Origin of the sequence: Pseudarthrobacter cellobiosi (genome assembly GCF_023913755.1) — a bacterium.
GTDB classification, from domain to species: domain Bacteria; phylum Actinomycetota; class Actinomycetes; order Actinomycetales; family Micrococcaceae; genus Arthrobacter; species Arthrobacter cellobiosi.
Genome location: NZ_JAMXBJ010000026.1, coordinates 1 through 24,522 on the forward strand (window position 1 = coordinate 1; position 24,522 = coordinate 24,522).

The 24,522-nt window shown below is 65.5% G+C and carries 18 protein-coding genes and 5 pseudogenes; 4 read left to right on the forward strand and 19 right to left on the reverse strand.

The window, feature by feature from the left end; translation table 11 throughout:
• Positions 1 to 92: 92 nt before the first annotated feature.
• Both NG696_RS02000 and NG696_RS02005 read right to left on the reverse strand, forming a co-directional pair.
• Complete coding sequence (locus NG696_RS02000) at positions 93 to 1,454, reverse strand: MFS transporter (protein ID WP_252573727.1); 1,362 nt, start codon at positions 1,452 to 1,454, stop codon at positions 93 to 95.
• A gap of 57 nt (positions 1,455 to 1,511) precedes the next feature.
• Positions 1,512 to 1,971, reverse strand: a pseudogene (locus NG696_RS02005) (hypothetical protein).
• A gap of 117 nt (positions 1,972 to 2,088) precedes the next feature.
• On the opposite strand from NG696_RS02005, the gene NG696_RS02010 reads away from it, so the two are divergent.
• The gene (locus NG696_RS02010) at positions 2,089 to 2,844 is read left to right on the forward strand and encodes an ArsR/SmtB family transcription factor (protein ID WP_252573729.1); all 756 of its coding nucleotides are present in this window, start codon (positions 2,089 to 2,091) and stop codon (positions 2,842 to 2,844) included.
• 30 nt (positions 2,845 to 2,874) lie between these two features.
• Here NG696_RS02010 and NG696_RS02015 read toward each other — a convergent pair whose 3' ends face one another.
• A complete protein-coding gene (locus NG696_RS02015) occupies positions 2,875 to 4,128 on the reverse strand; it encodes a type II toxin-antitoxin system HipA family toxin (protein ID WP_252573731.1) in 1,254 nt (417 codons plus the stop codon).
• Positions 4,125 to 4,382: a helix-turn-helix transcriptional regulator gene (locus NG696_RS02020; RefSeq protein ID WP_252573733.1), complete on the reverse strand. Its 258-nt coding sequence runs from the start codon at positions 4,380 to 4,382 to the stop codon at positions 4,125 to 4,127. Before NG696_RS02020 ends, NG696_RS02015 begins: the two co-directional genes overlap by 4 nt.
• 617 nt (positions 4,383 to 4,999) lie before the next feature.
• Here NG696_RS02020 and NG696_RS02025 point away from each other — a divergent pair.
• Positions 5,000 to 5,893 (forward strand): potassium channel family protein, encoded by an 894-nt coding sequence (locus NG696_RS02025; protein WP_252573735.1) that lies wholly within the window; start codon positions 5,000 to 5,002, stop codon positions 5,891 to 5,893.
• A 172-nt stretch (positions 5,894 to 6,065) separates the two neighbouring features.
• Positions 6,066 to 8,561, forward strand: coding sequence for an ATP-dependent Clp protease ATP-binding subunit (locus tag NG696_RS02030; protein ID WP_252573737.1), 2,496 nt, complete (start codon positions 6,066 to 6,068; stop codon positions 8,559 to 8,561).
• A gap of 332 nt (positions 8,562 to 8,893) precedes the next feature.
• On the opposite strand, the gene NG696_RS02035 is transcribed toward NG696_RS02030, so the two are convergent.
• The 5 genes and pseudogenes from NG696_RS02035 to NG696_RS02050 form a co-directional block, all read right to left on the reverse strand.
• Positions 8,894 to 9,445 (reverse strand): flavin reductase family protein, encoded by a 552-nt coding sequence (locus NG696_RS02035; protein WP_252573739.1) that lies wholly within the window; start codon positions 9,443 to 9,445, stop codon positions 8,894 to 8,896.
• Positions 9,446 to 9,687: 242 nt separating this feature from the next.
• Positions 9,688 to 9,807, reverse strand: a pseudogene (locus NG696_RS20720) (mycothiol transferase); the annotation flags it as partial.
• 97 nt (positions 9,808 to 9,904) lie between these two features.
• The gene (locus tag NG696_RS02040) at positions 9,905 to 10,321 is read right to left on the reverse strand and encodes an ester cyclase (protein WP_252573741.1); all 417 of its coding nucleotides are present in this window, start codon (positions 10,319 to 10,321) and stop codon (positions 9,905 to 9,907) included.
• Positions 10,322 to 10,365: 44 nt separating this feature from the next.
• Positions 10,366 to 11,184, reverse strand: a complete 819-nt coding sequence (locus NG696_RS02045) for a DUF2182 domain-containing protein (protein WP_252573743.1) — start codon at positions 11,182 to 11,184, stop codon at positions 10,366 to 10,368.
• Positions 11,185 to 11,230: 46 nt separating this feature from the next.
• Positions 11,231 to 11,848, reverse strand: a complete 618-nt coding sequence (locus NG696_RS02050) for a DUF1326 domain-containing protein (protein WP_252563703.1) — start codon at positions 11,846 to 11,848, stop codon at positions 11,231 to 11,233.
• Positions 11,849 to 12,164: 316 nt separating this feature from the next.
• Between NG696_RS02050 and NG696_RS02055 the strand changes: the two genes are divergently transcribed.
• The gene (locus NG696_RS02055; RefSeq protein WP_252563706.1) at positions 12,165 to 13,853 is read left to right on the forward strand and encodes a PAS domain-containing sensor histidine kinase; all 1,689 of its coding nucleotides are present in this window, start codon (positions 12,165 to 12,167) and stop codon (positions 13,851 to 13,853) included.
• A 48-nt stretch (positions 13,854 to 13,901) separates the two neighbouring features.
• Here NG696_RS02055 and NG696_RS02060 read toward each other — a convergent pair.
• From NG696_RS02060 to glpD, 10 genes and pseudogenes are all read right to left on the reverse strand, one after another.
• Positions 13,902 to 14,198, reverse strand: a pseudogene (locus tag NG696_RS02060) (MFS transporter); the annotation flags it as partial.
• Positions 14,199 to 14,244: 46 nt separating this feature from the next.
• Positions 14,245 to 15,348 carry a methyltransferase gene (locus NG696_RS02065; RefSeq protein ID WP_445260425.1) on the reverse strand — a complete coding sequence of 368 codons (1,104 nt, stop codon included), beginning with the start codon at positions 15,346 to 15,348 and terminating at the stop codon, positions 14,245 to 14,247.
• A gap of 485 nt (positions 15,349 to 15,833) precedes the next feature.
• Entirely contained in the window at positions 15,834 to 15,980 is a 147-nt protein-coding gene (locus NG696_RS02070) for a hypothetical protein (protein ID WP_252573809.1), read from the reverse strand.
• A gap of 347 nt (positions 15,981 to 16,327) precedes the next feature.
• The gene (locus NG696_RS02075) at positions 16,328 to 17,197 is read right to left on the reverse strand and encodes a serine hydrolase domain-containing protein (RefSeq protein WP_252573747.1); all 870 of its coding nucleotides are present in this window, start codon (positions 17,195 to 17,197) and stop codon (positions 16,328 to 16,330) included.
• Between the two features lie 59 nt (positions 17,198 to 17,256).
• Positions 17,257 to 17,856: pseudogene (ribB, locus tag NG696_RS02080) on the reverse strand (3,4-dihydroxy-2-butanone-4-phosphate synthase); the annotation flags it as partial.
• A 23-nt stretch (positions 17,857 to 17,879) separates the two neighbouring features.
• Positions 17,880 to 18,810, reverse strand: a pseudogene (gene lipA, locus NG696_RS02085) (lipoyl synthase); the annotation flags it as partial.
• Positions 18,807 to 20,522, reverse strand: a complete 1,716-nt coding sequence (locus NG696_RS02090; RefSeq protein WP_252573749.1) for a glycerol-3-phosphate dehydrogenase/oxidase — start codon at positions 20,520 to 20,522, stop codon at positions 18,807 to 18,809. The pseudogene lipA and the gene NG696_RS02090, both read right to left, overlap by 4 nt.
• Complete coding sequence (locus NG696_RS02095; RefSeq protein WP_252573751.1) at positions 20,515 to 21,312, reverse strand: lipoyl protein ligase domain-containing protein; 798 nt, start codon at positions 21,310 to 21,312, stop codon at positions 20,515 to 20,517. The genes NG696_RS02090 and NG696_RS02095 overlap by 8 nt, the downstream gene beginning before the upstream one ends.
• Entirely contained in the window at positions 21,309 to 22,820 is a 1,512-nt protein-coding gene (locus NG696_RS02100) for an FGGY family carbohydrate kinase (RefSeq protein ID WP_252573753.1), read from the reverse strand. The genes NG696_RS02095 and NG696_RS02100 overlap by 4 nt, the downstream gene beginning before the upstream one ends.
• Positions 22,817 to 24,454, reverse strand: a complete 1,638-nt coding sequence (gene glpD / locus NG696_RS02105) for a glycerol-3-phosphate dehydrogenase (RefSeq protein ID WP_252573755.1) — start codon at positions 24,452 to 24,454, stop codon at positions 22,817 to 22,819. Before glpD ends, NG696_RS02100 begins: the two co-directional genes overlap by 4 nt.
• Between the last annotated feature and the right edge of the window lie 68 nt (positions 24,455 to 24,522).

A 24,522-nucleotide genomic window follows, 5' to 3' on the forward strand; every position in this document is an offset into this window, starting at 1 on the left:
AGCGAGGCCCGGCACCCCAGCACGCCCTTCGCCCGCACAACGAGCCGAAACCGAATTCAGCTCATCCGCCCAGGCGGATCGGTGGATCGAGGCTAAGCGCCCTTCCGCTTCCACGCCACCGCCAACCCCAGCACCACGGCGCCCAGCCCCAGCATCACCAGAACCATCAGCCCCCAGTTAGCCTGGTTCACGCCCGGCCCGTACAGCACACCGATCAGCACCGTCGCCGTGATGGCGCCGAGGTAGCGGCAGGTCTGGAAAATACCGGCCGCCACTCCCCTCTCCTCCGGCCGGGCGGACACGTACAGTCCCTGGTTCGACGCCGTGCTCACCACTCCGTACGGCACACCCATCAACGCGGTCAGCACAAAGACCAATGGCGGCCACAGGGACAACGTCAACGCCCCCAGGCCGGCCGAGGCAACCAGCAGGATCAGCGCGCCGGCGATCATCACCGAACGCACGCCGAACCGCTCAATCAGCCGGACCGTCATCGGCGTGACCAGCACGGACATCGCCGCCAGGGGAAACATCAGCAGGCCCACCAGCCCGGCGTCGTAATGTCCGGCCTCCTGCAGCAGCTGCGGCAGGCCGAAGAACGCAAAGTAGTAGACGCCGCTGAAGACGACGAACACCAGATACACCAGCAGCAGCGGCCGGTTCCGGCCGAGCAGCCGCAGGTCCAGGAACGGCGGACGGAAACGCAGCTCCCGCCACGCGAACAGCGCGGCAATGACGGTCGCCGCGCCCAGGAGCCACCAGCGGTATCCCGGCATCACGTTCAGCAGCGCCATCATCGCGAGCATCAGCGAGGCGACGAAGGCCAGGATGCCGGGGATGTCGGAGTCACGGATCAGGGTTGAAAGCTTCCCGGTTTCGCGTCCGGCATCGGCCGGCGCCGCCCGGTGCACCACAATCAGCGCCAGCAGCGCGAGCGGCACGTTGACGGCGAACAGCGCCTGCCAGCCCAGCAGGCTCACCAACAAACCGCCGACCACGGGTCCCACCGCGGCCGCTGACGTGTTCGCCATCTGGATCCGGCCCAGCGGGCGGGTGGACGGCAGCTTCGCCAGCCGGCTCAGTTCGGTGACCATCACGACGGCGGACGGGTACGCCGTCGCGGTCCCCACGGCCATGAGCGCGCGGGCTACACAGACCAGCGCGAAGTTGGGCGCAAACGGAGCCAGCGCACAGGTCACCGCCACCAGGGCCATCCCGAACGTGAACAGGCGGCGCGGCCCGAAGCGGTCCGCGAGCCTGCCCATGAGCGGCTGCCCGGCCGCGGACGCGAGGTAGAACGAGGTGATCACCCAGGTGACGGTGGCGACGTCGAGCGCGAAATCCTCCCGCAGAACCACCAGCGCGACGGCGATCATGGACGAGTTCAGCGGGTTCAGGGAGGTGCCGAGGCTGAGCGCAGCGATCGCGAGGCCGGGACGGGGTCTGTTCGTCACGCCCCTAAGTCTGGTGCATCGTTGCCCTGGGTCACGAACCTACTCCGGGGCGCGCGGCTAGTCGAGCTCGCCGGCAATCTTCTCCTCCAGGGCGGCCAGCGTCGCTTCGGGCAGGACGATGAGCCCATCCAGCTCGCGCCGGGCGCGCCTGTACGCCGTCTGCCGCTCCGCCGGCGTGGCGGCACTGTCCGAGGCAATGTTGAGCAGCTTCCTGGCCGTTGCCAGCCGCTGGCGTTCGGGCCCCGTGAAATTGGTGTCCTTGATCCGCTTGGCTTCCCGCTCCGCGACGTAGCCACCGCCGGTTCACGGCGTCGTGCGCGTCCACCAGCGAGAGGACCGCAGCCTGGCTGGCCTGTTCGGCCTGCACCGCCTGGTTCTTGAGTTTGTACAGCTCCACCCGGCGGCGGTGGCGGCGTTCGCTGGCCCTGGACCACTGCCTGGCCCACCCTCCCATCACTGCGCTCAGGGGAAAGACCAGCCACCAGTAGTAGCCGACAAAATCGAAGAAGGGATCCACGGATTCATCGTCCCACCTGCGCGCGCCCACTGACACGCATTTCCCGGGTCAGGCCTTCGTGGGAACGGCATCTAAAGCCCGTTGACATGTGACCAAATGGTCACCTATCTTTGAACCGTGGACGCCGTATTCAAGGCCCTCGCCGACCCCACCCGCCGGGACCTGCTCGATGAGCTCTTCCGGGAAGACGGGCAGACCCTGCACGCGCTCGAGGCCCGCTTCGAGATGACCCGTTACGGGGTCATGAAGCACCTCAAGCTGCTGGAGGAAGCCGGCCTGGTGGTCACCCGCCGCCGGGGCCGGGAGAAACTCCATTTCCTGAATCCGGTGCCCATCCGCCTGGTCCACGACCGCTGGGTCAGCAAATATGCACAACCATGGGCCGCTGCCCTCAGCGACCTCAAAACCAGATTGGAAAGTCCCATGGAAAAGATCTTCGAAATCTACATCAAGACCACCCCGGAGCGGCTCTGGGAAGCCATCACCACCAGCGAAATCCGCGGCAACTACCAGTTCGGGAACACCTTCACCGCCGAGTGGAAGCCGGGCGGACGCTTCGAAATGGGCAACCCGAAGGCCGACGGCGCGCTCCTGGGCGAAGGCGAAAACATCGAAGTCGATCCCCCGCGCCGCCTGGTCCAGACCATGCGCGCGCTCTGGAGCGAGGACGTCAAGGAAGAAGGCACCTCCCGCGTCACCTGGGAAATCGAACCGGTGGGCGATTCCTGCCACCTCACAGTCACCCACGACCAGCTCCGCGAAGGCGCCAACGACCAGCTCTACGGCGGCTGGCCGATGATCCTCTCCGGCCTCAAGACCTGGCTGGAAACCGGCGAAAAGCTCACCACCCCGGGCTCCCTCATGTACACCTGAGGCGGCTCCGGCCAGCGCCATCTGGTCCGGTTACAGCTGCCTGCGGGCCGTGTGACCAGCAATGAGATCTTCTGCGCGAGCTGCCACCAGTACGGGCAGGTGCGCGAGGTGCTCGGGAACCGATGTACGAGCTTCCGCGGCCGCAATGAAGAGGCCCGTCACGCAGGAGCGGGCTTCATCGACGTCCATCCCCCAGTTGCCGGCCTCCCTCACAAGATGGTCCAGGGTGATGTAGTTCAGGCGGGCCTGACCGGCCACTGAGTGCCCTGCATTGGAGCTGCGCGCGTAGAGCAGCAGCGTTGGCGCGGCGTCATACAGGGGCGCCAACTGCACCTCGCCCGTTTCCCGGATCAGTACCGAGTAATTCTTGGAATGGGCGTCACCGTTACCGATGAGGATATTGAAAGCCACGGCCTTCAACAACTCAATCTTGAAGGCGGCAGCATTTCGGCTGTGCGTCGATGCGATCGTAGCCACTCGGGCGAGGCGTGACGGTGTCGCGGTCGACTGATCGTACTTTGCCGCAGACGCAATCCCCAGAACCTGGGTGAAGTCTTCCTGATGAATCCGCTTGTGGTCCTCGGTTCGGTCATAGCGTTCCACTACCAAGGCATCACGGGTGCCGAACATCTCCATCCGTGTCCGTGCCGCACGAAGGCCTGCCGCACTGGCCAACTCGAGCGCCCAATGTTCGGCCGCCAGCAAGTCCGGAATGGGTGAATCAAGCGGGTCGGGTTTGATGATGTGCGTGGAGGCGGCGCCCCGGGCCGGCCAATACCAGCCACTGTCGCCTGGCGACAAGCTGCTGGACAACAGGACCTTGGACTGGACACCGCCAAGGGACGTGGTGATGGCGAAGTCCGCAGGGAGGTCCCAAGCGGGGAGGGACTCGACGGCGGCCACGACTTCCTGCTCGGTCATCGGCAGCAGTTCTCCCCCCTCCTCGGGATCCACGCCGTCGGGAAGGACCTGCACCGCGCCGGCACAGTCAGCGCCCACCGCCGCGAGCAACGCTATGATGTCCGTGGAAGCAACGCCATGCAGGTCGGCCAAGTGCGCACGAACCTGACCTTCCGGGAGGAGTCCATCGAAGAAGTTCAGCACTGCCGGACCGTTGATGGCTTTGGACTGCAACGGCAAGGACAACGAGAGCAGGGCAGCGCCGGCACCGTACTCAGCTACAAGGTCCGGGAGGTATTCAAGCCGCGGACGCAACGACGTTCCCGTGAGCCAGGCAATCCGCCGGCCATGCAGCCAGACGGCCAGCCGCTCATTCCGCCTCACTGCTTGACGTCTAAACGTGAAAACCGCGGAATAAGGGCAATGTCCCGCTCAAGGGCCCGCACCGCCGCGATAGCCGTCTCCAAAGAAACATTCTCGCCCTGTTCCAGGCGGACGATGGTGTGACGGCTCGCGTTGATGAGCTCGGCCAAGCCGCTCTGCGTCAGCTTCCGCTCCTGACGGGCGCTACGGACCGAAGCGCCAAAGGATTTCGAATCCATGGCGCGGAAGAACGGAGTTTCAGCCGGATGTTCCATATATTCACCATAACAGGCATGAGAAACAGATGGTGAAGATAGTGAACATCCGTAGCTATTTCTGATATGTTCACGATCTTCACCCCTCACGCACCTAGTAGCCTCGTTTGAGGGAACAGCCTGGCAACTCCGGCGGCCAACTGATCGCCGGCCTCGACCGCTTTGATAAGAAGCGCGACAACGGACATGGCATCACATACCCAACCCTGCCCCTGAACATCGGCAAGGAAGGTCAAGGTAGTGCTGCCGAAGACGTTCGATCCGGGAGACGCCGATGGATGCCCTGGCTGCGCAGTAGCGGGCTACTCCAAGACCTGACTGCCCGGCCGGCGCTGGGCCGAAGACCTGACTGGAAACCGGCGAAAAGCTCACCACCCCGGGCTCCCTCATGTACACCTAAAAGCGACTGGCGGTACCCAACCCCGGGCGCCGCCGTCGTACTTCCCCATCCGGGAGGCTTGCATCGTGTTAATACATTTTCTGCATGAGCCCACCGCACCCACGTTTGCCTGCGCTGCCGAGGGGGTGTCGGATGGAGAGCCCTTCGACAAAGAACAAGCTTGGATTCACCGGTGCCATGAAGACCGCAAGAGAATTCTCCGCCTCTAAGATGAGGCATGGACTTCGAGGACGCGCTTTGGACGGTGATGGGCGCCGGGCTGATTCTGCTGATGGCCGCAGACGTCTTTCACACGCTCCTTTATCCGCACGGGTCCGGTCCTGTGGGCCGGACGATAATGCGCGGATTCTGGCTTCTGTCGAGAAGGTTAAGGGGCCGGGGCTCCACCATCGCGGCCCCCCTGGCGATGGCTGCCGTTATCGGCGCCTGGGCCGGCCTGGCGGCCATAGGCTGGGCCCTGCTGTACCTGCCACATCTGCCCCAAGGTTTCGTTTACGAAGACGGGGTGCCACAGCGGGGCGACTTCGCCGAAGCGCTCTACATCTCGATGGTCACTCTTTCCACCGTGGGGTTCGGCGAAATTGTCGCAGCGCATCCGCTGCTCAGACTCGTCGCGGCCTTCCAGGCCGTCACAGGGTTCGGGTTGCTGACGGCCACGGTCACTTGGATCCTGCAAACATACCCGGCCCTTAGCCGGCGCCGGGCTGTTGCCCACCACCTGAACCTGTTCAGGGAAGCGGCAGGTCCCGAGGGCTTAACTTCGCTGGAACCACGGCATGCCGCCGGGCTACTCGAATCGCTGGCCCAAAACGTGGCTTCCGTCAGCATAGATTTGCTGTCGTTCCATGAAACTTACTACTTCCGCGAAGTCGAGCAGAGGGGTTCCCTGCCGGCCACCGTTGCCTATGCCCACCAGTTGGCGTCTGAGGCCAAACTCAGTGAAAACCCGGAACTCCGGTTTGCCGGACGGATGCTTCATGCAGCGCTGGACGATCTCGCAGAGGTACTCCGCGGCAAGTTCGGCCATCCAGGGACGACGTCGTCGGAGGTGTTTGACAGCTACGCGCTGCACCACAGACACCGACGGCCACGGGAACTTGACACCAAATAGGAAGGTCGCGAATTCATCAAGTCACCAGTTGATGCGCCAGGACAAGTAATGCTGCGAAAAACAGGACACTTACCGCTGAAAACTCACAAATACCTTGCCTCTCGGCGAATACCCCCATGAGGGCCCGCGGCGACGTAGCATCAAGGTAGGCGGCAGCCAGGAGTGTGGTGAAATGTTTGAGCGATTTACGGACCGTGCCCGTCGCGTTGTTGTGCTTGCCCAGGAAGAGGCACGCATGCTGAACCACGGTTACATCGGTACTGAACATATTCTCTTGGGTCTGATCCATGAGGGTGAGGGTGTTGCCGCCAAAACTCTTGAGTCCTTGGGCATTTCGCTCGACGGCGTGCGCGAGCAGGTACAGGAGATCATCGGCCAAGGCCAGCAGGCCCCGTCCGGCCACATCCCCTTCACCCCACGGGCCAAGAAGGTGCTGGAGCTGGCTCTGCGCGAGGCCCTGCAGCTGGGGCACAACTACATCGGCACCGAGCATATCCTGCTGGGCCTCGTCCGTGAGGGTGAGGGTGTGGCCGCTCAGGTGCTGGTCAAGCTCGGCGCGGACCCGGACCGTGTCCGCCAGCAGGTCATCCAGCTCCTCTCCGGCTACCAGGGCAAGGAGACCACGGGCGCAGGCGAGGGCCCCGGCCAGGCGGAAGGTACTCCTGCCGGTTCCGTGGTCCTGGACCAGTTCGGCCGGAACCTGACCCAGGCTGCGCGCGAGAACAAGCTGGACCCGGTGATCGGACGCGAGTCCGAGATGGAACGCGTTATGCAGGTCCTTTCGCGCCGCACCAAGAACAACCCGGTCCTGATCGGTGAGCCCGGCGTCGGCAAGACCGCCGTCGTCGAAGGCCTCGCCCAGGCGATTGTCCGCGGAGATGTGCCGGAGACTCTCAAGGACAAGCAGATCTATACCCTGGACTTGGGCTCCGTCGTGGCAGGATCCCGGTACCGCGGTGACTTCGAGGAGCGGCTGAAGAAGGTCCTGAAGGAGATCCGCACCCGCGGCGACATTCTCTTGTTCATTGACGAGATCCACACCCTTGTCGGTGCCGGTGCGGCCGAGGGTGCGATCGATGCGGCTTCGATCCTGAAGCCGTTGCTGGCCCGGGGCGAGCTGCAGACCATCGGCGCGACCACGCTGGATGAGTACCGAAAGCACATCGAGAAGGATGCCGCACTCGAGCGCCGCTTCCAGCCGATCCAGGTCAAGGAACCCTCCGTGGCCGACGCGATCGAGATCCTCAAGGGCCTCCGCGACCGGTACGAGGCGCACCACCGGGTCACCATCACCGACGGCGCGCTGGTCGCAGCGGCGAATCTCTCGGAGCGTTACATCTCGGACCGCTTCCTGCCGGACAAGGCCATCGACCTGATCGATGAGGCCGGTGCCCGGCTGCGCATCCGCCGGATGACCGCCCCGCCGGAGCTGAAGACGATGGACGAGCGCATCGCCGCCATGAAGCTGGAGAAGGAGTCCGCGTTGGATGCGGAGGACTACGAGGGTGCCGCTTCGCTCCGCGACCAGGAGCAGAAGCTCGTCCAGGTGCGCAGAGAGAAGGAGCGCCACTGGAAGACCGGCGGCATGGACGACATCTCCGAAGTGGATGAGGAACTGATCGCCGAGGTGCTGGCGAACTCCACCGGCATCCCGGTCTTCAAGCTGACCGAGGAGGAATCCAGCCGTCTGCTAAGGATGGAAGACGAGCTGCACCAGCGTGTGGTGGGCCAGGAGGAGGCGATTAGGTCGGTTTCGCGGGCTATCCGCCGTACCCGTGCAGGCCTGAAGGATCCGAAGCGTCCCGGCGGCTCGTTCATCTTCGCCGGCCCCACGGGCGTCGGCAAGACCGAGCTCGCCAAGGCCCTGGCTGAGTTCCTGTTCGGTGAGGAAGACGCCCTCATCACGCTGGACATGTCCGAGTACTCGGAGAAGCACACGGTTTCGCGTCTCTTCGGTGCCCCTCCTGGCTACGTCGGGTACGACGAGGGCGGGCAGCTGACCGAAAAGGTCCGCCGCCGTCCGTTCTCCGTGGTCCTGTTCGACGAAGTGGAAAAAGCCCATGCGGACCTCTTCAACTCACTCCTGCAGATCCTCGAAGACGGCCGCCTGACCGACTCCCATGGCCGCGTGGTGGACTTCAAGAACACCGTGATCATCATGACCACCAACCTGGGCACCCGGGACATCTCCAAGAGCGTCGCGACCGGTTTCCAGTCCGGCACGGACACGCAGACCGGCTACAACCGGATGCGCGCCCGTGTGACGGAAGAGCTCAAGCAGCACTTCCGTCCGGAGTTCCTGAACCGTGTTGACGACGTCATTGTCTTCCCTCAGCTGACCCAGGACGAGATCATCCAGATCGTGGACATGTTCGTTGGGCGCTTGGAGAAGCGCCTGGCGGACAAGGACATGGGCATCGAGCTCACCACCGCGGCCAAGGTGCTCCTGGCGACCCGCGGGTACGACCCGGCCATGGGTGCCCGACCGCTGCGCCGCACCATCCAGCGCGAAATCGAGGACCAGCTGTCCGAGAAGATCCTCTTCGGAGAGATCCACCCGGGCGACATCGTTGTGGTGGATGTTAACGGCGAGGGCGACGACGCGCAGTTCACCTTCGCAGGAAACACGAAACCCCGGATCCCGGACGCACTGCCGGCCGCGAGCTAACCAGCAAAACGACGTCTGACCACCGTCGAGGCGGGCTGAAGTCCGGTGTGCCTCACCCCGCTGCCCTGCAGGCGAAGGATTCCATGACGCCCTGAGGATCCAGCCGGGGTGCTGCTACGGTCCGTGCTTCCTGAAGGCGCCTTTGACTTTTTCGCCGGCCTGCTTCAGGCCGGCTTTGACGTGGTGGCCCTTGCCCTCAACTGGACCCATCCGGCACTTGAGGTGCCGCTGTGCCTCCGGCAATGGTGGCTTTTGATTCAGGTCGGGGTGCCGTGTGCGGGCAGGTGGTAACCCGGGAGATCAGCGGTCTTCGCCGCCTTTGTGGGTAACTTCTAGGGCGCCAGCCGGTGGTAGGCAGAAGCAAAATGTATGAGGGGGTCCGGTACTTCCGCCGCTGGAGCGTCACTACCCATCGCAAGTACCTCTCCGACGATGAGCAGATGCGTTGCCGCCGGATGGATGGCAACCGTTCGCAGCTCGAAGTACGCGATCGATCCGTCGAGGATCACCGATCCGGTGGCCGGGCCGCGGCGGTAGGGAACCTGGGCCAGCAGGCCCTCAACGGGGGTCCCTTGACTGGCCAGCCAATCCGCCGCGCCTTGGTGCTTGCTGCGCAGCAGACTCAACGCCCACGTACCCCTGGTGGCAATTGCCTCGCCAATGCGTGAGCCCGCGTAGAGACTGACAAGCATCGTAGGCGGGTCATAGGAGACGGAGAGAAAAGCAGTCACTGTTGCTGCGTAGTCGCGCTTGTGCAGCAATGTAGAAACCACGGCGACGCCGGCTGAGATGTCAGCGCTGAGCACGCGGTACAGATCGATGTCCGCTTCGGAAGGATGTTCGTCGCCAAGGCGATGCGCGTCCAACGTCCCTGGAATCTCCATAAGCACATCGTTTCACGCAGTGAACACATCAGGGCCGATCGTGACGAAGCCTCCGTGGTCGTTGTGGCTGTAAAGGACGGCCGACACCTGATCCTGACGCGTAGCTTCGGCCGGGCTGCAACTACGCGGACCTGCAGTTATTGGGGAATGTTCAACATCTTCACCATGCGTCCATCTCCCCGGTGCGCCGTCCGTCTGGCCCACAAACGGCGGATCTCACACCAGCAGCTCGGCAGTATCAGTCAGGGGTTCAGGCCCTTGGCGTACGCGGCCTGCCCCACGTGCTGGAGGCAATCGGCAGTAGTGCTGACCAGCCGCACCCCGAGAGTGACCGGCGGGTCCCAGCGGGTGTCGACGATGCGGACACTGCCGCACAAGGGGGCCTCCCGCCGTCGGCTAAGACGACGGCGGAAGGTCCTTCCAGTGTTGGCCCGATTGCGGACGCCCGTCAGATGAGCCCTAAGCAGGGATGGCACCGAGCTGCTGCATGAGGCTCAGGTTGTCCGTGGTTCCCCAATGCTCGGCCACCTTGCCGTCCTCGACGCGAATAATGTCGGTGGTACCGAATTCGACGCTTTTGCCGGTGGCTGCCATGCCGGCCATCTCGCCACGATGAGTGCCCGTGAGAATTACGTGGCACGCCTCCATGTTTCCTTCAGCCAATGACGCTTCCATCGTCTTGACTTTAATATCGGGGAACGCCGTCCGGAACGCGTTCGCGAAGTACCGGACGCCGTCCTTGCCGGGCGGTTGCCCTGGAAGAGCCTCTTCGTGATCGACATAGTCATCCGTCGCCAACTCGTCAATGAGGGACAGATTTCCGCCCTCGATTATCTCCTTGTAAAACCGCTGGATCAGTCCATTCCCGTCAGACATTTCCGACTCCTCTAGTACATGAGACCATTCAAGAACCCCCCGTTTTACATCCCCATCCCGACCAACGCCGCTGGCGTGAGGGCAACTCCGAGCGCAATCACGGCCAGTGCCACCGCAACCGAGCGGTTGGCGAGCCGCTTCCACGGGAGCATCTTCTCTCCTGCAATGAAGGCCCCAATCAGCGCCATCCAGCCGATGCTCATCACACCGAGCGCAAACAGCGCCACCATCAGCGCCCAGCAGCATGCGACGCACCACGCCCCGTGCTCAACTCCCATGCGCAGCGCGCCACGGTATCCGGGGCGCATGCGGTGCAGGATGAATTCCATGGGCGTCCGGCATTTCATCAGGCTGACGTTCTTGGCGGGCGTGAGCTGATAGGCCGCCGCCGCCATAATCACCCCGGCCGCCAGGTACCGGCCGCCTTGATCCGCGGCGAAGAGCCCGGGAGCCAGCGACGCTACTGACATGTAGAGCGAATACGCCACGACGCCGAAGACCGTCCAAGTGATCAGGTAACCGGCCACGAAAACGGCGGTGGATCCTGCCGGAGCATACCGCGCCATCTTGCGTCGGTGGCTCTGAATCCGGCCATATGCGACCACCATGGGTGCCACGGACGGGAACATCATGGCCGCCAGCATCACCACCCACGTGGCGACGAAGAATCCCAGCGGCCCCGGCTCAGTCCACCGGCCCATGTCCATCCCGCTCAGCTGGGTGGACGTGAAGACCCAGCTCGCTGCGGCGAGTATCAGCAGGACCGCGATCAGGCCGGCCTCCCGCGGGTCGACCCGGGACGCGGCTGCCGTAGAACCGGCCGCTGTGGCAGGCGAAACGGCGGCGCGCGCAGACGGGCGCACGCCGCCTCTGGTGGACTGCTTCCTGCGCAGCATCAGCTGTCGGCGCTCATGCCCGGCCCTTGGGGGCGTTTTCGGCCATCGCGCTGGCGAAGGTGAAGTCCGCGGTCTCACCGTAGACGCCGTCGAAGTCAAGGCCAAAGAGGTCCGAGTGCACCTGCGCTTTGCCGATCCGGAATTCCGGGGCGAACCCGAACATCGCGTTCTTGACGGTGGTGACACCACCGTCGGGTCCCGGCAGGGCCTCGAACGTGTAGCTCACCCGCCCGGCAACCGAGGCGGACGGGGTGTCGCCGTCCGAGAATGTGACGCTGGCGCGCTCCACTCCCAGCCATTCTCCGTACAACGCCGCAAAATCCGCGAACGGGCCGCCGGCCTCACCATGAAGGATGCTTTCCAAGGCAGTGGCTTGCGCAGCCGATGCGCCGTCGTCGAGGACGACTCCCACCTTCCAGCCGCCGGCCGAGAGGTTCGACGGGAACCAGTTGCAGAAGGCGAACGCGATGCCCGACAGATCGGTGTCATCGAGTTTGCCACTCGCGATTTGGAACACAGCCACGCCGCGGCACTCGCCATCCGATCCCGTGGGCGTACCATCCACCGGGCACGGACAAATCAGCTGGCAATTGCAGTTGGCGACATACTTTCCGGTCATTTCCCAAGACATTGGAACTCCTTGCTGGCGCCCTCGCCTAGCAGAAGCGGCCCAGACTCCAGCGCCGAATATACTCAGGAACGGGGCGGAAAGCCCCGTTAAGGCAGACAGTATTCCTGCGAAATCTGCGTGTCAATACGCCGAGGAAACAGGGCGAGGAAGGGGTCCCTTGTGGTTGATAAACCAGGGGTGCTCTCGTCGGGTTCAGAAGAACTCACCGCTAATACGGATCATGCCAGCGGGCCTATGGTGGCAGTAGGATTCAGAAATCTCCCGGCACTGCAGGCGGCGGAAACAAACGGCAGGACAGATTTGAAAGGAAGCACGAATGGGTAACGCGATGCCGCTCCTTTCGCTCGATAATTACTTCCGGGGCCTGGACCTTAGGGGTCGGATGGTGATATTCCAGTTGCCGCTGTCGGTGACGATGGTGCTGGTCACCGTCCTGGCGGAGGCATTTCGCCCCGGGCTCCTGCAGCCCGGTCCGTTCCTGTACGGTCTGGGCGCCCATCTGGTCCTTCTGGCCGCGTGCGCAATGGTGCCGTGGGGGCGGCTGCCGACCCGCGCCTGGGTAGTCATTCCGGTCCTGGACTGCCTGGCCATCGGGTTCTCCCGCGAAGCGGCGGATCAATACCTCACTGTGCTGGGTTTCCTGCTGGTTTTTCCCGTCGTCTGGCTATCCCTCGGCCGCCACCGTAGCGGGGTTGTGATGGCCGTATCGGCCACGATTCTCAGTGCGGTCCTTCCGCCGCTGATCCTTGGAACGGGCTTCACAGGGCCGTCGTTCATCCGGATCGTAATGCTCCCGGTCATCCTCGGGGTGATCTCCCTCACCGCGCATGTGGTCTCCAACGCTGTCCTGCGTCAGCGGCTGCAGCTGGAAAACCAGGACAAGGAACTGCAGGACCTGCTCGCGGCCAGCGAACAGCGCGAGCGGTTGCTGGGCACCATCATGGATACCGTCAGTGTCGGCGTGTGCGCGGTCGATGAACAGGGCCGGAAAATTCTCATGAACAAGCAGCAAAGCCACCACCTCACCGGTACCCTCAGCGAAAACCCGCGGGCGCCCGGGAGTGAGGAGGTGCCGGTGTTCGGCGTTGACCGGAGCAGCCCGCTGCCGCCGGCCCGGCACCCACTGCGCCGAGCCGCCAGGGGCGAGGCGTTCACCGACGAATTGATCTGGATCGGCACCGGCACCGGTCAACGCGCCTTCTCCGCAACGTCTCGGCTGATCAAGGACGGCACCGGCCGGAGTTCCGGCGCCGTGCTGGCTTTTACCGACGTGACGGCACTGGTCACAGCCCTTGCAGCCAAGGATCAGTTCGTCGCCAGTGTCTCGCATGAGCTGAGGACCCCCCTGACCTCGATCCTGGGCTACCTCGGCCTGGCCCTGGACGAACACCCCGACCTTCCCGCCGACCTGGCCCAGTACCTGGTGGTGGCCAAACGCAACGCCGAACGGCTGCTGCATCTGGTGACCGACCTGCTCTCAGTCGCCTCGGATACCCTGGTCATCAACCCCCGGCCAGCAGACCTGACCAAAGTGATCCGCCACAGCATCGAATCCGCCACTCCGCGTGCCAGTGCCGCGGGCATCAGCCTGCACCTTGAACCGTCCGGACCCGTGACCGGCCGGTTCGATCCGGCCCGCATCGGCCAGGTTATCGATAACCTGCTCTCCAACGCGATCAAATACAGCCCCGACGGCGGGGCCGTTACGGTCCGAGCCCGCCGGGACGGGGACAACATCAGATGCGAGGTCGCCGATACCGGGATCGGGATGACCCAGGAAGAACAGGCCCAGGCCTTCACCCGATTCTTCCGCGCCGCACGCGCACACGCATCCGCCATTCCTGGTGCGGGCCTGGGATTGCCGATCACCAAAACCATCATCGAAAACCATGGCGGGACGATCGCCCTGGCCAGCAGCCCCGGACGGGGGACCACCGTCACCCTGACACTGCCGGAGGCAGACGGCGGCTCCTTGGATGCCGGCGAAGTGCCGGCCATGTCATAGGCCAGCTAAACCAGCCTCGCAGAGCGCGATCCGGGTCAGCCGGAAAACCTACTTCCGCTCCCGCCACAGCAGCGTCACGCCGAACGCGACGGCGCCGAGCACCAGCATGGTGATCACCATGAGTCCCCAATTGGCCTGGGTCACGCCGGTTCCGTAGAAGATGCCGATCATCACCGTGGCTGTGATGGCGCCAAGGTAGCGGTAGGTCTGGAATTTGCCGGCGGACACTCCGCGCTCATGTGGCTGGGTGGACACGTACATGCCCTGGCTCGAGGCGATGCTCACCACGCTCAACGGAATGCCCATCAGCGCGGTGAGCGCCAGCACCAGCGGGACGGCGAAGGAGCCTGCTCCTGTCCGGTGGCTGGCGCGCGTGCGGCGAAGCTTGTGACTACCGGGGAACAAGCCGCCACAGGGACGTGACCTCGGCGGTGCGCGCCTCGAACAGAGGATCGTCGCGGTCCGATGCCTTCGGATGCGTTGGCTTGGTGTCGAGCCGTTCCATCACTTTCAGCCCAGCCGCGTTGATGGCGGCCAGCAGATCGTCACGCGACCGCAGGCCAAGGTGCTCGGCCAGGTCGGAGAGGACAAGCCAGCCCTCACCGCCGGGCTCCAGATGGTCGGAGAGTTCGTTCAGGAAGCGGAACAGCATCCTGCTGCCGGGGTCGTAGACGGCACTGTCCAGGGTGGAATGCGGCGTGGCCGGAATCCAGGGCGGGTTGCACACAACGAGCGGTGCCCGTCCGGGCGGGAACATGTCGGTCAGGACGGCCTCAGCACGGTCTTGGACACCGAGGTTCCGGAAATTCTCACCGGCGCAGGCGATGGCACGCGGTTCATTGTCCGTCGCTACCACGCGGTGGACGCCACGGCGCGCGAGGACGGCAGCGAGCACCCCGGTGCCGGTTCCGACGTCGAACGCCAGCGTGTCAGAGGGCAGCGCCGCGGCGGCCACGAGATCCACATACTCACTCCGTGTGGGGAAGAACGTGCCATAGTGCGGGTGGATGCGGCCCTGCAGGGCATCGACGTAGACGCCATTCCGTCGCCACTCGTGGGCGCCAATCGCCCCGACAAGCTCATGCAGGGACACAACGGAAGATTCGCCGATATCGCCGTACGCTTCAGCGGCGGCCTCCCGGATATCCGGTGCGCGGCGCAGCGGCACCACAGGGCCCGGATCGAGAGGAATCAGCAGCAGGCCGAGAATGCGTGCACGATGCGAGCGGGACTGGCGATGCCGATAGAACCCATCGGCCGGAGATCCTGCGAACTTTTTCTTGCCGGCGCTGACCCGCCGGTCCATGGCGTTGAGGATCTGCCGCGCGTTGTGGAAGTCACCGTGCCAGAGCATCGCGATCCCCTGTGACGCCATCCGGTTGGCCTCATCGGCCGTGAGGGAGTCGGTGACCACTTCGACGCGCGCCGGCGCCGGCCTGCCGTTCGCCGAACGCCATCGCGCGGTCGTGCTGTCACCAGCCTCGGCCCAGGTCACGAGGGCACGCTCATCCACCGCAGCTCTGCGCGAGGGCTTGAGGGGCGACGTCGGAATTCCCACGGGAGCTGGTGTGTCGGTACTGATAAAAGATCCATTCCAAGAGTCCGGGGGCGGATCGGAGACTGGCGATTGCGGCGCGATTCCACGACGTCCGAGGCTACAGCGCAGGATTCCGGACCGTCATCCGGCCGCGAACCGCGCTTGGTCGATAGCCGCTGGAGCCATTCAACCTTCATTGTCAGGATACAGGTGTGCCATGGTCGCCACCCGCCACCCGCCGCCCGGCCCGGGCAAGGACGAAACCCCAGCCAGAGTTTGGGGTCGAGGTCTTAAACAGTGGAGCTAAGGGATTCGAACCCCTGACCCCTCTCATCGAAGGGCGTTTATCAACACCTGTCATGAGTGCGGACCCCTGATATTTTTGAGGTTCTTAACTACGATCGTGAGCTCTGGACAGCGTTGATTAGCCGATCTAATCGGCGCTATAGGACCGTCTGCCCGTTCGCCTCAGGGCACCGGCAGGCCCTGATGGCCGTGCTGAGGAGCTTCTTGACGGCAGTATCGCGTTCATCGAAGCCTGCGGACACGATTGCCGAGTCCCGGTCCAGGCCCAGCGCCAGCTGGGTCATGTCGTTGGATGACCGGTTCCCAGTCGGGGTCGGTCATGTCGGCAACCAGGACGTCACCGGTCTGGAATGCGGCCAGCTGGTCGATCGCGGTGAAGATGCGGACGCTGCCGGCACCGATGCGCTGGCCGATCGCGCGGCGGGACTGCACTGTTTCCGGACGTGCCTAGCTAGCACTTCAACGAAAAGGTAATGCCGCTGCTGGGTGAGGCAGGCCTGCGGCACCGAGGCAGCGAGGGCCGGCGGGATCCGCTTGGATCTGCCGGCCGTTCTTTTATGCCCGTTCCTTTGATGGCCTGGTTCAGTTGCGGCTCGGCGTCACCGCATCGCACTGGCGCCGGACTCAACGGCTACGGCCTCGCCGGCGTGTGAGAAGGCAAGTCCCGGTAACACCTGAGGACGGCGGAAGATACCGCCGGCCAAATATCTGTGGCCCAGGGCCCGAAATCGACGGTGGACAGCGCAGCGCAGGCGAGACCCGCCTCGCGGTCAACCCAGAGGAAGCTGCCCGCCATGCCGAAGTGCCCGAAAGTGGTGGAAGAATTGTGCGGGCTTGTCCAGTGGGGTTCCTTGGTGCCCCGCACTTCGGCGCCGAGGCCCCATGAGTTGTCGGCTTGGCGGCCGAATCCGGGCAGGATCCCGGCCAGCCCCGGGAAGGCGACTTCGGACAGCGCTGCCACCACGGAGTTGGCGAGCGTACGGGGCCGCAAGAGCTCATGGGCGAGCCGGGCGAGGTCCCCGATGGGCGCCATGCCTCCCTTGGACGGCAGGCCAGCCAGCGATGTCCGGTGCATCCCCAATGGCTTCAGGACCCGTTCGTTCAACTCCCTTTCGAAGGGCCTGCCGGTTTGGGCGCTGAAGTACGCCGCGGCCATGTCCATGCCCCGGTTCGAGTAGATCCTCCTGGCCCCGGGGACAGCCCGGACCCTATCCTCCTCGAATCCGAGGCCGGAGGCGTGGGCAAGAAGGTGGCGAAGGGTGGAACCCGGAGGGCCGATCGGAGAGTCGAGCGAGACGTCCCCCTGCTCTGCGGCGGCGAGGATGGTGAGGGCAGTGAGGAGTTTGGTCACCGAAGCCAGCCGATAAACACGTCCTTCGTCGTGGGAGCCGAGCACCCCCTCGGCTCCCACGACGGCGAGGGATGGAGCGCCGGGCCATTGTGCGAGCTGGACCAGCACGTCTGCGGCCAACCCCGAAGGCTGGGTGGCGTGGTCGGTCACACTTCCTCTTTCAGTTCTGCGTTCGATGTGCCCCGACGGGCAAGGCGGGACTCCTGCGCTTCGAGCCGCTCGACCAGTTGGGCGATGCTGACGACCGGGAGTCCCTTCTGCCGGCCCAGCGCGATCAGTCCAGGCAGCCGCATCATTTCCCCGTCGTCGGCAACGACTTCAGCAATCACGCCGACAGGCCGGATGCCGGCCATGGTTAGCAGATCCACGGCAGCCTCGGTGTGGCCGGGCCGCTGCCGCACACCACCGGCTACCGCCCGGAGGGGAAGGATATGTCCCGGCCGGATCAGATCGGCGGGACCCGAGGACGGGTCGGCGAGGACGCGCAGGGTCCGGGCCCTGTCTTTGGCACTGATCCCTGTCGTCACGTCGTCTGCGGCGTCCACGCTGATGGTGTAAGCGGTACGCAGGGAATCCTTGTTGTCCTGCGTCATGAGCGGCAGCTGGAGCGTGTCTGCGATGTCATTCGGCATCGGGGCACAAACGAAACCGCTCGAGACCTGGATGATCCAGGTCAGCCACTCCGCCGTGGCATGTTCGGCCGCCAGGACAATGTCCCCCTCGTTTTCCCGGTCCTCGTCATCAACGACGATGACCGCACTTCCCCTGCGCAGTGCTTCCACCGCCTCATTGATATCTGCCAGCATGATGCCCGTTCCTTCCCTCATCGCGTCGGCAGCTCCTTCTTGGCGAGGGCGGTGGCCCACAGCCGGCCGGCCCGGTAGGAGGAGCGGACCAGCGGGCCACTCAAGACGCCGAGGAAGCCGATCTCGTCCGCCTCATTCTGCAGGTCCACGAACTCCTGCGGCTTGACCCACCGGTCCACCGGCAGGTGCCGCTCGGACGGGCGCAGGTACTGGGTAATGGTGATCAGGTCACAGCCAGCCTCGTGCAGGTCCCGCAGCGCCTCGGAGATCTCCTCGCGGGTCTCGCCCATGCCCAGGATCAGGTTGGACTTGGTCACCATCCCNCCCCAGGTTCCGGCCCTGGGTGATGACATCCAGGGAACGGTCGTAGCGGAACGCGGGGCGGATCCGCTTGAAGATCCTGGGTACGGTCTCGACGTTGTGCGCGAAGACCTCAGGCTTGGAATCGCAGATCGCCTCAATGTGCTCGGGCTTGCCGGAGAAGTCAGGGATCAAAAGTTCGACGCCGGTGCCCGGGTTCAGCTCGTGAATCTTCCTCACCGTCTCGGCGTACAGCCACACACCCTCATCGGCCAGGTCATCCCGGGCCACCCCCGTGACCGTGGCGTAGCGCAGCTGCATGGCCAGGACCGAGCGGGCCACCTTCGTGGGCTCAAACATGTCCACCGGGGACGGCTTGCCCGTGTCGATCTGGCAGAAATCACAGCGCCGGGTACACTCGGACCCGCCGATCAGGAACGTCGCTTCCTTGTCTTCCCAGCACTCAAAAATGTTCGGGCAGCCGGCCTCCTCACACACCGTGTGCAGGCCTTCCTTCTTAACCAGGTTCTTAAGCTGGACATACTCCGGACCCATCTGGACCTTCGCCTTCATCCACTCCGGCTTGCGCTCCACGGGGACCTCGGCGTTGCGGGCCTCAACGCGCAGCAGGCGGCGTCCTTCGGGTGCGAGCGTCACAGCAGGACCCCCGCGTTTGCCGTGTCGAGGCGGTGGCGTTCGGCGAGCAGCGACAACGCTGCCTGCGCCTCATGCTGCGCCTGGTGGGCGTCCCAGCCGAGGTGGGGCGCCAGCTGCGAGGCGACCTCGTGGGCGACTTCGGAGGTGACCAGGCCACGGAACGCCAGGTTGGTCCGGCGGATCAGGACATCGGCGACGTGGGCCACGTGCTCGTGCTCAGCCATCCAGGCCAGCTCACGCACGCTCAGCCCGGCAGTACTCCGCAGCGGGGCGTCTTCTCCTTGGGCCAGGTACGCCAGGACATCCTCCGCACGGGTGCCATAGCGGGCGAGCAGGGTCCGGACCCGCTGGCGCTCCGCCCCCGGCCCAGTGCGGCCCGTGATCCAGGCCTGGACGCCCGCCTCATCAACGGGGTAGCCCCGTCCTCCCCCGATCGGAAGGTCCGCGGTAATCACGGCGCGGCCGCGCCCCAGCAAGCCCAGGACCTCGTTGGCCACATGCTCGGACAATGCCCGGAAGGTGGTCCACTTCCCGCCGACCACGCTCAGCACCGGCCGGTCGGTGCCCGGGACCACTGAGCGTTCGATGCGGTAGTCCCGGGACACGAAACCCGGGGCCGTCTCATCATGGCGCGGCAGGGGCCGGACACCGGAGAACGTGTACACGATGTCCTTCCGGGCCACCGCGACGGTGGGGAACACGTGGTGGATGAGATCGAAGAAATACTGGATTTCAGCGTCCGTGCACACGGGCTCGAGGTCCTCCCCCGCGTCTACATCCGTCGTGCCCACCAGCACGCGGTCGCCCATGGGGTAGATGAGGACAATCCGTCCGTCGCTGTGCTCGAAGAAGATCTCCCTGCCGGCGGTGGCGGCCAGAAGCCCGGGGTGGTCCAGGACGATGTGCGAGCCTTTGGTCCCGCCCATGAACCGCGACGGCGATCCCAGGGCGCCGTTCGTGTTGTCCACCCAGGCGCCGGTCATGTTCACCACGACGTCGGCCTCGAAGGTGAATTCCTCACCGGTGAGCTCGTCACGGAACCGGGCGCCGCCGTCGTCCGTCCCTACGAGGGACACGTAGTTGGCAGCGCGCGCATGGGACCCCGCCTCAAGCCCGTCCCGGAGCGCGTCCAGGGTGAGCCGCTCGGGATCATGCACCGAAGCGTCAAAGTACGTGGCCGTGTACTTTACGTCCGCCCGCAGGGCCGGCAACTCTGCCAAGGACCGCTTGCGTCCGAGGAACCGGTGCCTCGGCACCGTCCCGCCGCGGCGGGAGAACGCATCATACAGGCTCAAGCCCACCTTCACCAGGAGCGCCCCACGTTCCTGGGGCTTGCCCGACCGGTGGGTGATGAAGCGCAGCGGGGCGTTTAACAGCCCTGAGAACGTCGAGAACACCGGGATGGTGGTCTGCAGCGGCTTGACGTAGTGCGGTGCAATGCGCAGCAGCCGGTTCCTCTCGACGACCGACTCGTGCACGAGTCGGAATTCCCCGTTCTCGAGGTACCGGATTCCGCCGTGGATCATGTGGGATGAGGCTCCGGAGGCACCCTGGCAGAAATCGCCCCTCTCCACGAGCGCTACCTCGACGCCCTGGAGCGCAAGGTCACGGAAGGTGCCCACGCCGTTGATGCCGCCCCCCACGATGAGGACGCGCGCCCGGGGATGGTCCTTGAGGGCTTGGATAGTGGACCGGGCGGACTGGTTAGACACGGGAGGCTCCTGACAGGGTGTTGGACGAGTGGTGGTTGGCGCGCGCCGCGCTGCGCGCCGGGGATGGGAGTTGGAAGGGCGTGGCACTGGAATGCAGCAACGGCAGGAGTGTGTCCACCAGGGCTTCGGAGACGTCTTCGACGGTGGCGCCCGGTGCAGCGTCCGCGACGCAGCCCACGGATTCCGGGCGGAAGTCGAGGCCCATGAGCGCGTACGCCTCGGCCAGGGCCGCCCGCGCCTGCGCGGTCTCCTCGACCATGACGACGGCGCTGAACAGGTACCCGTGCCTGGTGAGGCGCTGCCCTGTCCCCACCAGCTTGGCGCGGCCGGAATCGTTGACGCTGAATTCGCCGGTGCAGTATTCGCCGGGCACGGCACCGACGCGCGCGTCGACGCCGAGCCCCTGCAGGGCCAGGGCGGCCCCTTCGCCGAAGGCCTCGAAGCGCTCACGGATCGAGGACCGGGCGTCGGGGTGCGGTGCCCAGAGGTGGACCACCAGGTCACCGGGGCCGTACACCGCGAGGTGTCCTCCGACGGGCCTGATGATCGGCGCATAGCCGCGTCCGGCCAGGACCGCGAGGGCCTCCTGGTAGCCGGGGCGGAGGGAATCACGGCGGCTGAAGGCTGCCGTGGCAAGCGGCCGGGAGAGGTTCAGCTCTCCGCCGGCCGCGCCGGGAAGCGCGGCAAGGTGGTCCGCGATGAATTCCATGTCCTCGCCGCCGGGGCGCGGCCGCCGGTCACGGACAACGCGCACGACGCCGGCGCCGAAGGGCGGGTGCGCGCCCGTCACGGTGTTCCGGAGCCGGGATTGCGCCCCGTCACGCTCCGCACGGCGCCGCACCATCCGGCGTAAAGCTCCTCGCGCCGGTCGCCCGCCATCGCGGGTTCGAACACCCGGTCGAGCTGCCACCCGGTCTCGAGGGCGTCCCGGCTCCAGAGACCGACCCCCATGCCCGCGAGGTGCGCGACGCCCAGCGCCGTCCGCTCAAGCTCGGTGGGGCGGAGCACCGGGATGCCCAGGATGTCCGCTTGGAACTGGCACAGGAGGTCGCTGCGCGCCGCGCCGCCGTCCACCTTGAGCTCGGGAACCGGGTTCCCGCCGGCGACGAGCACGTCAATGTTGTCCCGCGTCTGGTAAGCCATGGCCTCGATCCCGGCGCGCACGATGTGCTCGGCGCCGGTCTCCAGCGTGAGTCCGACAATGCTGGCCGTGCTGTCCCGCGACCAGTGCGGCGCGCACAGGCCGGCGAAGGCGGGCACGATATAGACACCCCTGGTGTCCGGCACCCGGCGCCCGAGTTCCTCGAGGTCGGTCTCGGCGGTGATGATGCCCAGGCGCTCCCGCATCCACTGCAGCGTCTGGCCGCAGTGGAACACGACACCCTCTATCTCATAGGCGGTCGTCCCTCCCGCCGTCCAGCCCACGCTGGCGGTGAGCCCGTCCAGGATGGCGGGCGTCGGGCCGCTGTTGGCGGTGAGCACACCCGCGGTACCGTAGGTGTTCTTCACCGATCCGGTGGCGAAACACGCCTGGCCGAACATGCCGGCCTGTTGGTCGCCCATGATCGCCATGACGGGCACGCTGGACGCCCCTGGCAGTCCGACGTCGGCGGGGCGCATATCGCCGAAGTGCGAATCGGACGGCAGCGCCGGGGGCAGCAGGCGTGCGGGGATTCCGCAGGCCTCGATGAGCTTCTCGTCCCAGTCTCGGGTCTCGAGGGAGAAGAGCGCTGTCCGGGACGCCTCGCTGTGGTCCGTGAAGTGCGAGCGGCCGCCGGTCAGCTGCCACAGCAGCCAGGTGTCCACCGTGCCGGCAGCGAGTTCCCCCCGCTCGGCGCGTTCCCGGACGCCGGGGACGTTCTCAAGTACCCACGCGAGCTTGGAGGCGCTGAAGAAGGAGTCGTTGAACAGTCCGGTCCGCTGCCGGAACTCGTCGTCGCGACCGTCCGTGCTCCAGCGCTGCACGATCGTATCCGTCTGCTTGGACATCCACATGATCGCGTTGTGGACGGGCTCGCCGGTCCGCCGGTCCCAGAGCAGGCAGGACTCCCGGTGCGTTGTGATGCCAACCGCGGCGAGGTCGTCGGTGGTCGCGCCAACCTTGGCCATGACGGCCTGCATGCTCTGCCGCTGAGCCTCCCACAGCGCCATGGGATCGAGCTCCACCCACCGCGGCTTCGGGAAGAGCGGGGTCACGGGATGGCGGGCCTCCGCCTCAATCTTTCCCTCGAGGGAGACGAGGACCGCACGGGCACTGGTCGATCCTTCGTCGAGTGCCAGGACGTACCGCGGGCTCACGGCGTGGAGCCCTCGACTGCGGGCCGTTCCTGCGCGGCACGGGAGGGAACCGCGAGCCGTTCGAGCCACTCGCGGTAGCCACGGACTTCCGCTGCCTGGCGGGCCGCGTCCCAGCCCACTTCGGCGCCCATGACGGCCGCAGCCCGCTCGGCCACGTCGAGGCCATGCCCGGGCTCGAACGCCAGGAGCATGCGGCGGGCGAGGACGTCCGTGAGCGTCTTTGCGAACTCATGCCGTACCGCGAGGAGGATCTCGGCTTCGAGTGCACCCGTCGCGGGATCGAGGACGGAAAGGCCGCCGCCAGCCCGGCCCGACTCGGCTACGACGTCGAGTGCCCGGGTCCCATAGAGGGCCAGAAGCCGCTCGACCGTCACGTCGGCGAGGCCTTCGGCGCGGAGCGCGATGCGCGCCCCCTCGAAGTCCCCGGCGGCGCCGGGGAGGGGAAGGCTCGCCGTGACACACTTCGGGCTTCTGCGCCCGAGCCGCTTGAAGGCATCGTCCACCGCGTCCTCAGCAAGCTGCCGGTAGGTGGTGAGCTTCCCGCCCACCACGGTGATGAGGCCGGGGAGGTCCGGGGCATGGTCGTGGAGGACATGGCTCCGGGGGATCTCCCACTCTTCGACATCCGGCGCGTACGGCAGCGGGCGGACGCCCGAGTAGGTGAAGAGGACGTCGTTTGACGTGAGGTTCGCGCTGGGAATGAGTTCGTTCACCTCGCCGAGCAGGTAGTCCATCTCGTCGGCGTCGCAGCGCGCCTCGCCGGGATCGGCGTCGAAACGGAGGTCCGTGGTTCCGATGAGGTACCGGCCCATCCACGGAATCACCAGGACAAGGCGGCCATCGGTCTTGGACTCGTAGTAGACGACGTCGTCCGGGGCGCCGGGGAAGGAATCCACGACCAGATGGCTGCCCTTCGTGCCCCCGTTGAGGCGGGGCTGGTCCGGCGCACCCCGCCGGAAGATCCGGTCGATCCACGGGCCTGCGACATTAAGGACGATCGGCGCACGGACCTCATGCATCTCATCGGTCAGGGTGTCCCGGTAGCGCACCCCGACGACCCGACCTCCCTCGAGGATGGGCTCTTCGACCCGCGACTTCGTCCGGATCACTGCCCCGGCGCCCGCAGCCGCGACGGCGACTTCGGTGCAGAGGCGCTCCGCGTATTCGACCTGGCCGTCCGTGAAGACCACCGCCCCGCGAAGACCTTCAGGGGATATGCCCGGGAATCGGCGGAGGATCGCGGTGCGGTTCAGGACTTCGTGGCCCTGGGTCTTCTTGTCGAAGGACAGCACGTCATAGAGGAACATGCCGATCCTGATAAGCCAGGCAGGCCGGCGGCTGTGCGAGCTCAGCGGCATGATGAGCCGCAGCGGCTTGACGAGGTGGGGCGCGAGGCGGAAGAGGAGCTCCCGCTCCCGCAGCGATTCGCGCACAAGCGCGAAGTCGCGGTGCTCGAGGTAGCGGAGCCCGCCGTGGACAAGCCGTCCGGACCACGCAGAGACTCCGCTGCAGATGTCGTCCTGCTCCAGCAGGACCACCCGCAGGCCCCTGACAGCGGCGTCACGTGCGATCCCCAAGCCGTTGATGCCTGCCCCAACGACAACAATGTCGAACGGAGTGCTGAACTCCTCCATAGCGCTTCCCTTCCGGACCCACAAGCAATAGAATATATATTTATGGACTGCATTTCCATTTACAAGTG

Bases quoted from the DNA above. Each gene is read 5' to 3' on its own strand.
- NG696_RS02020 (WP_252573733.1), bottom strand. From the start codon at position 4,382: ATGGAACATCCGGCTGAAACTCCGTTCTTCCGCGCCATGGATTCGAAA.
- NG696_RS02025 (WP_252573735.1), top strand. From the start codon at position 5,000: ATGGACTTCGAGGACGCGCTTTGGACGGTGATGGGCGCCGGGCTGATT.
- NG696_RS02030 (WP_252573737.1), top strand. From the start codon at position 6,066: ATGTTTGAGCGATTTACGGACCGTGCCCGTCGCGTTGTTGTGCTTGCC.
- NG696_RS02035 (WP_252573739.1), bottom strand. From the start codon at position 9,445: ATGGAGATTCCAGGGACGTTGGACGCGCATCGCCTTGGCGACGAACAT.
- NG696_RS02040 (WP_252573741.1), bottom strand. From the start codon at position 10,321: ATGTCTGACGGGAATGGACTGATCCAGCGGTTTTACAAGGAGATAATC.
- NG696_RS02050 (WP_252563703.1), bottom strand. From the start codon at position 11,848: ATGTCTTGGGAAATGACCGGAAAGTATGTCGCCAACTGCAATTGCCAG.
- NG696_RS02055 (WP_252563706.1), top strand. From the start codon at position 12,165: ATGGGTAACGCGATGCCGCTCCTTTCGCTCGATAATTACTTCCGGGGC.
- NG696_RS02070 (WP_252573809.1), bottom strand. From the start codon at position 15,980: ATGACCCAGCTGGCGCTGGGCCTGGACCGGGACTCGGCAATCGTGTCC.
- glpD (WP_252573755.1), bottom strand. From the start codon at position 24,454: ATGGAGGAGTTCAGCACTCCGTTCGACATTGTTGTCGTTGGGGCAGGC.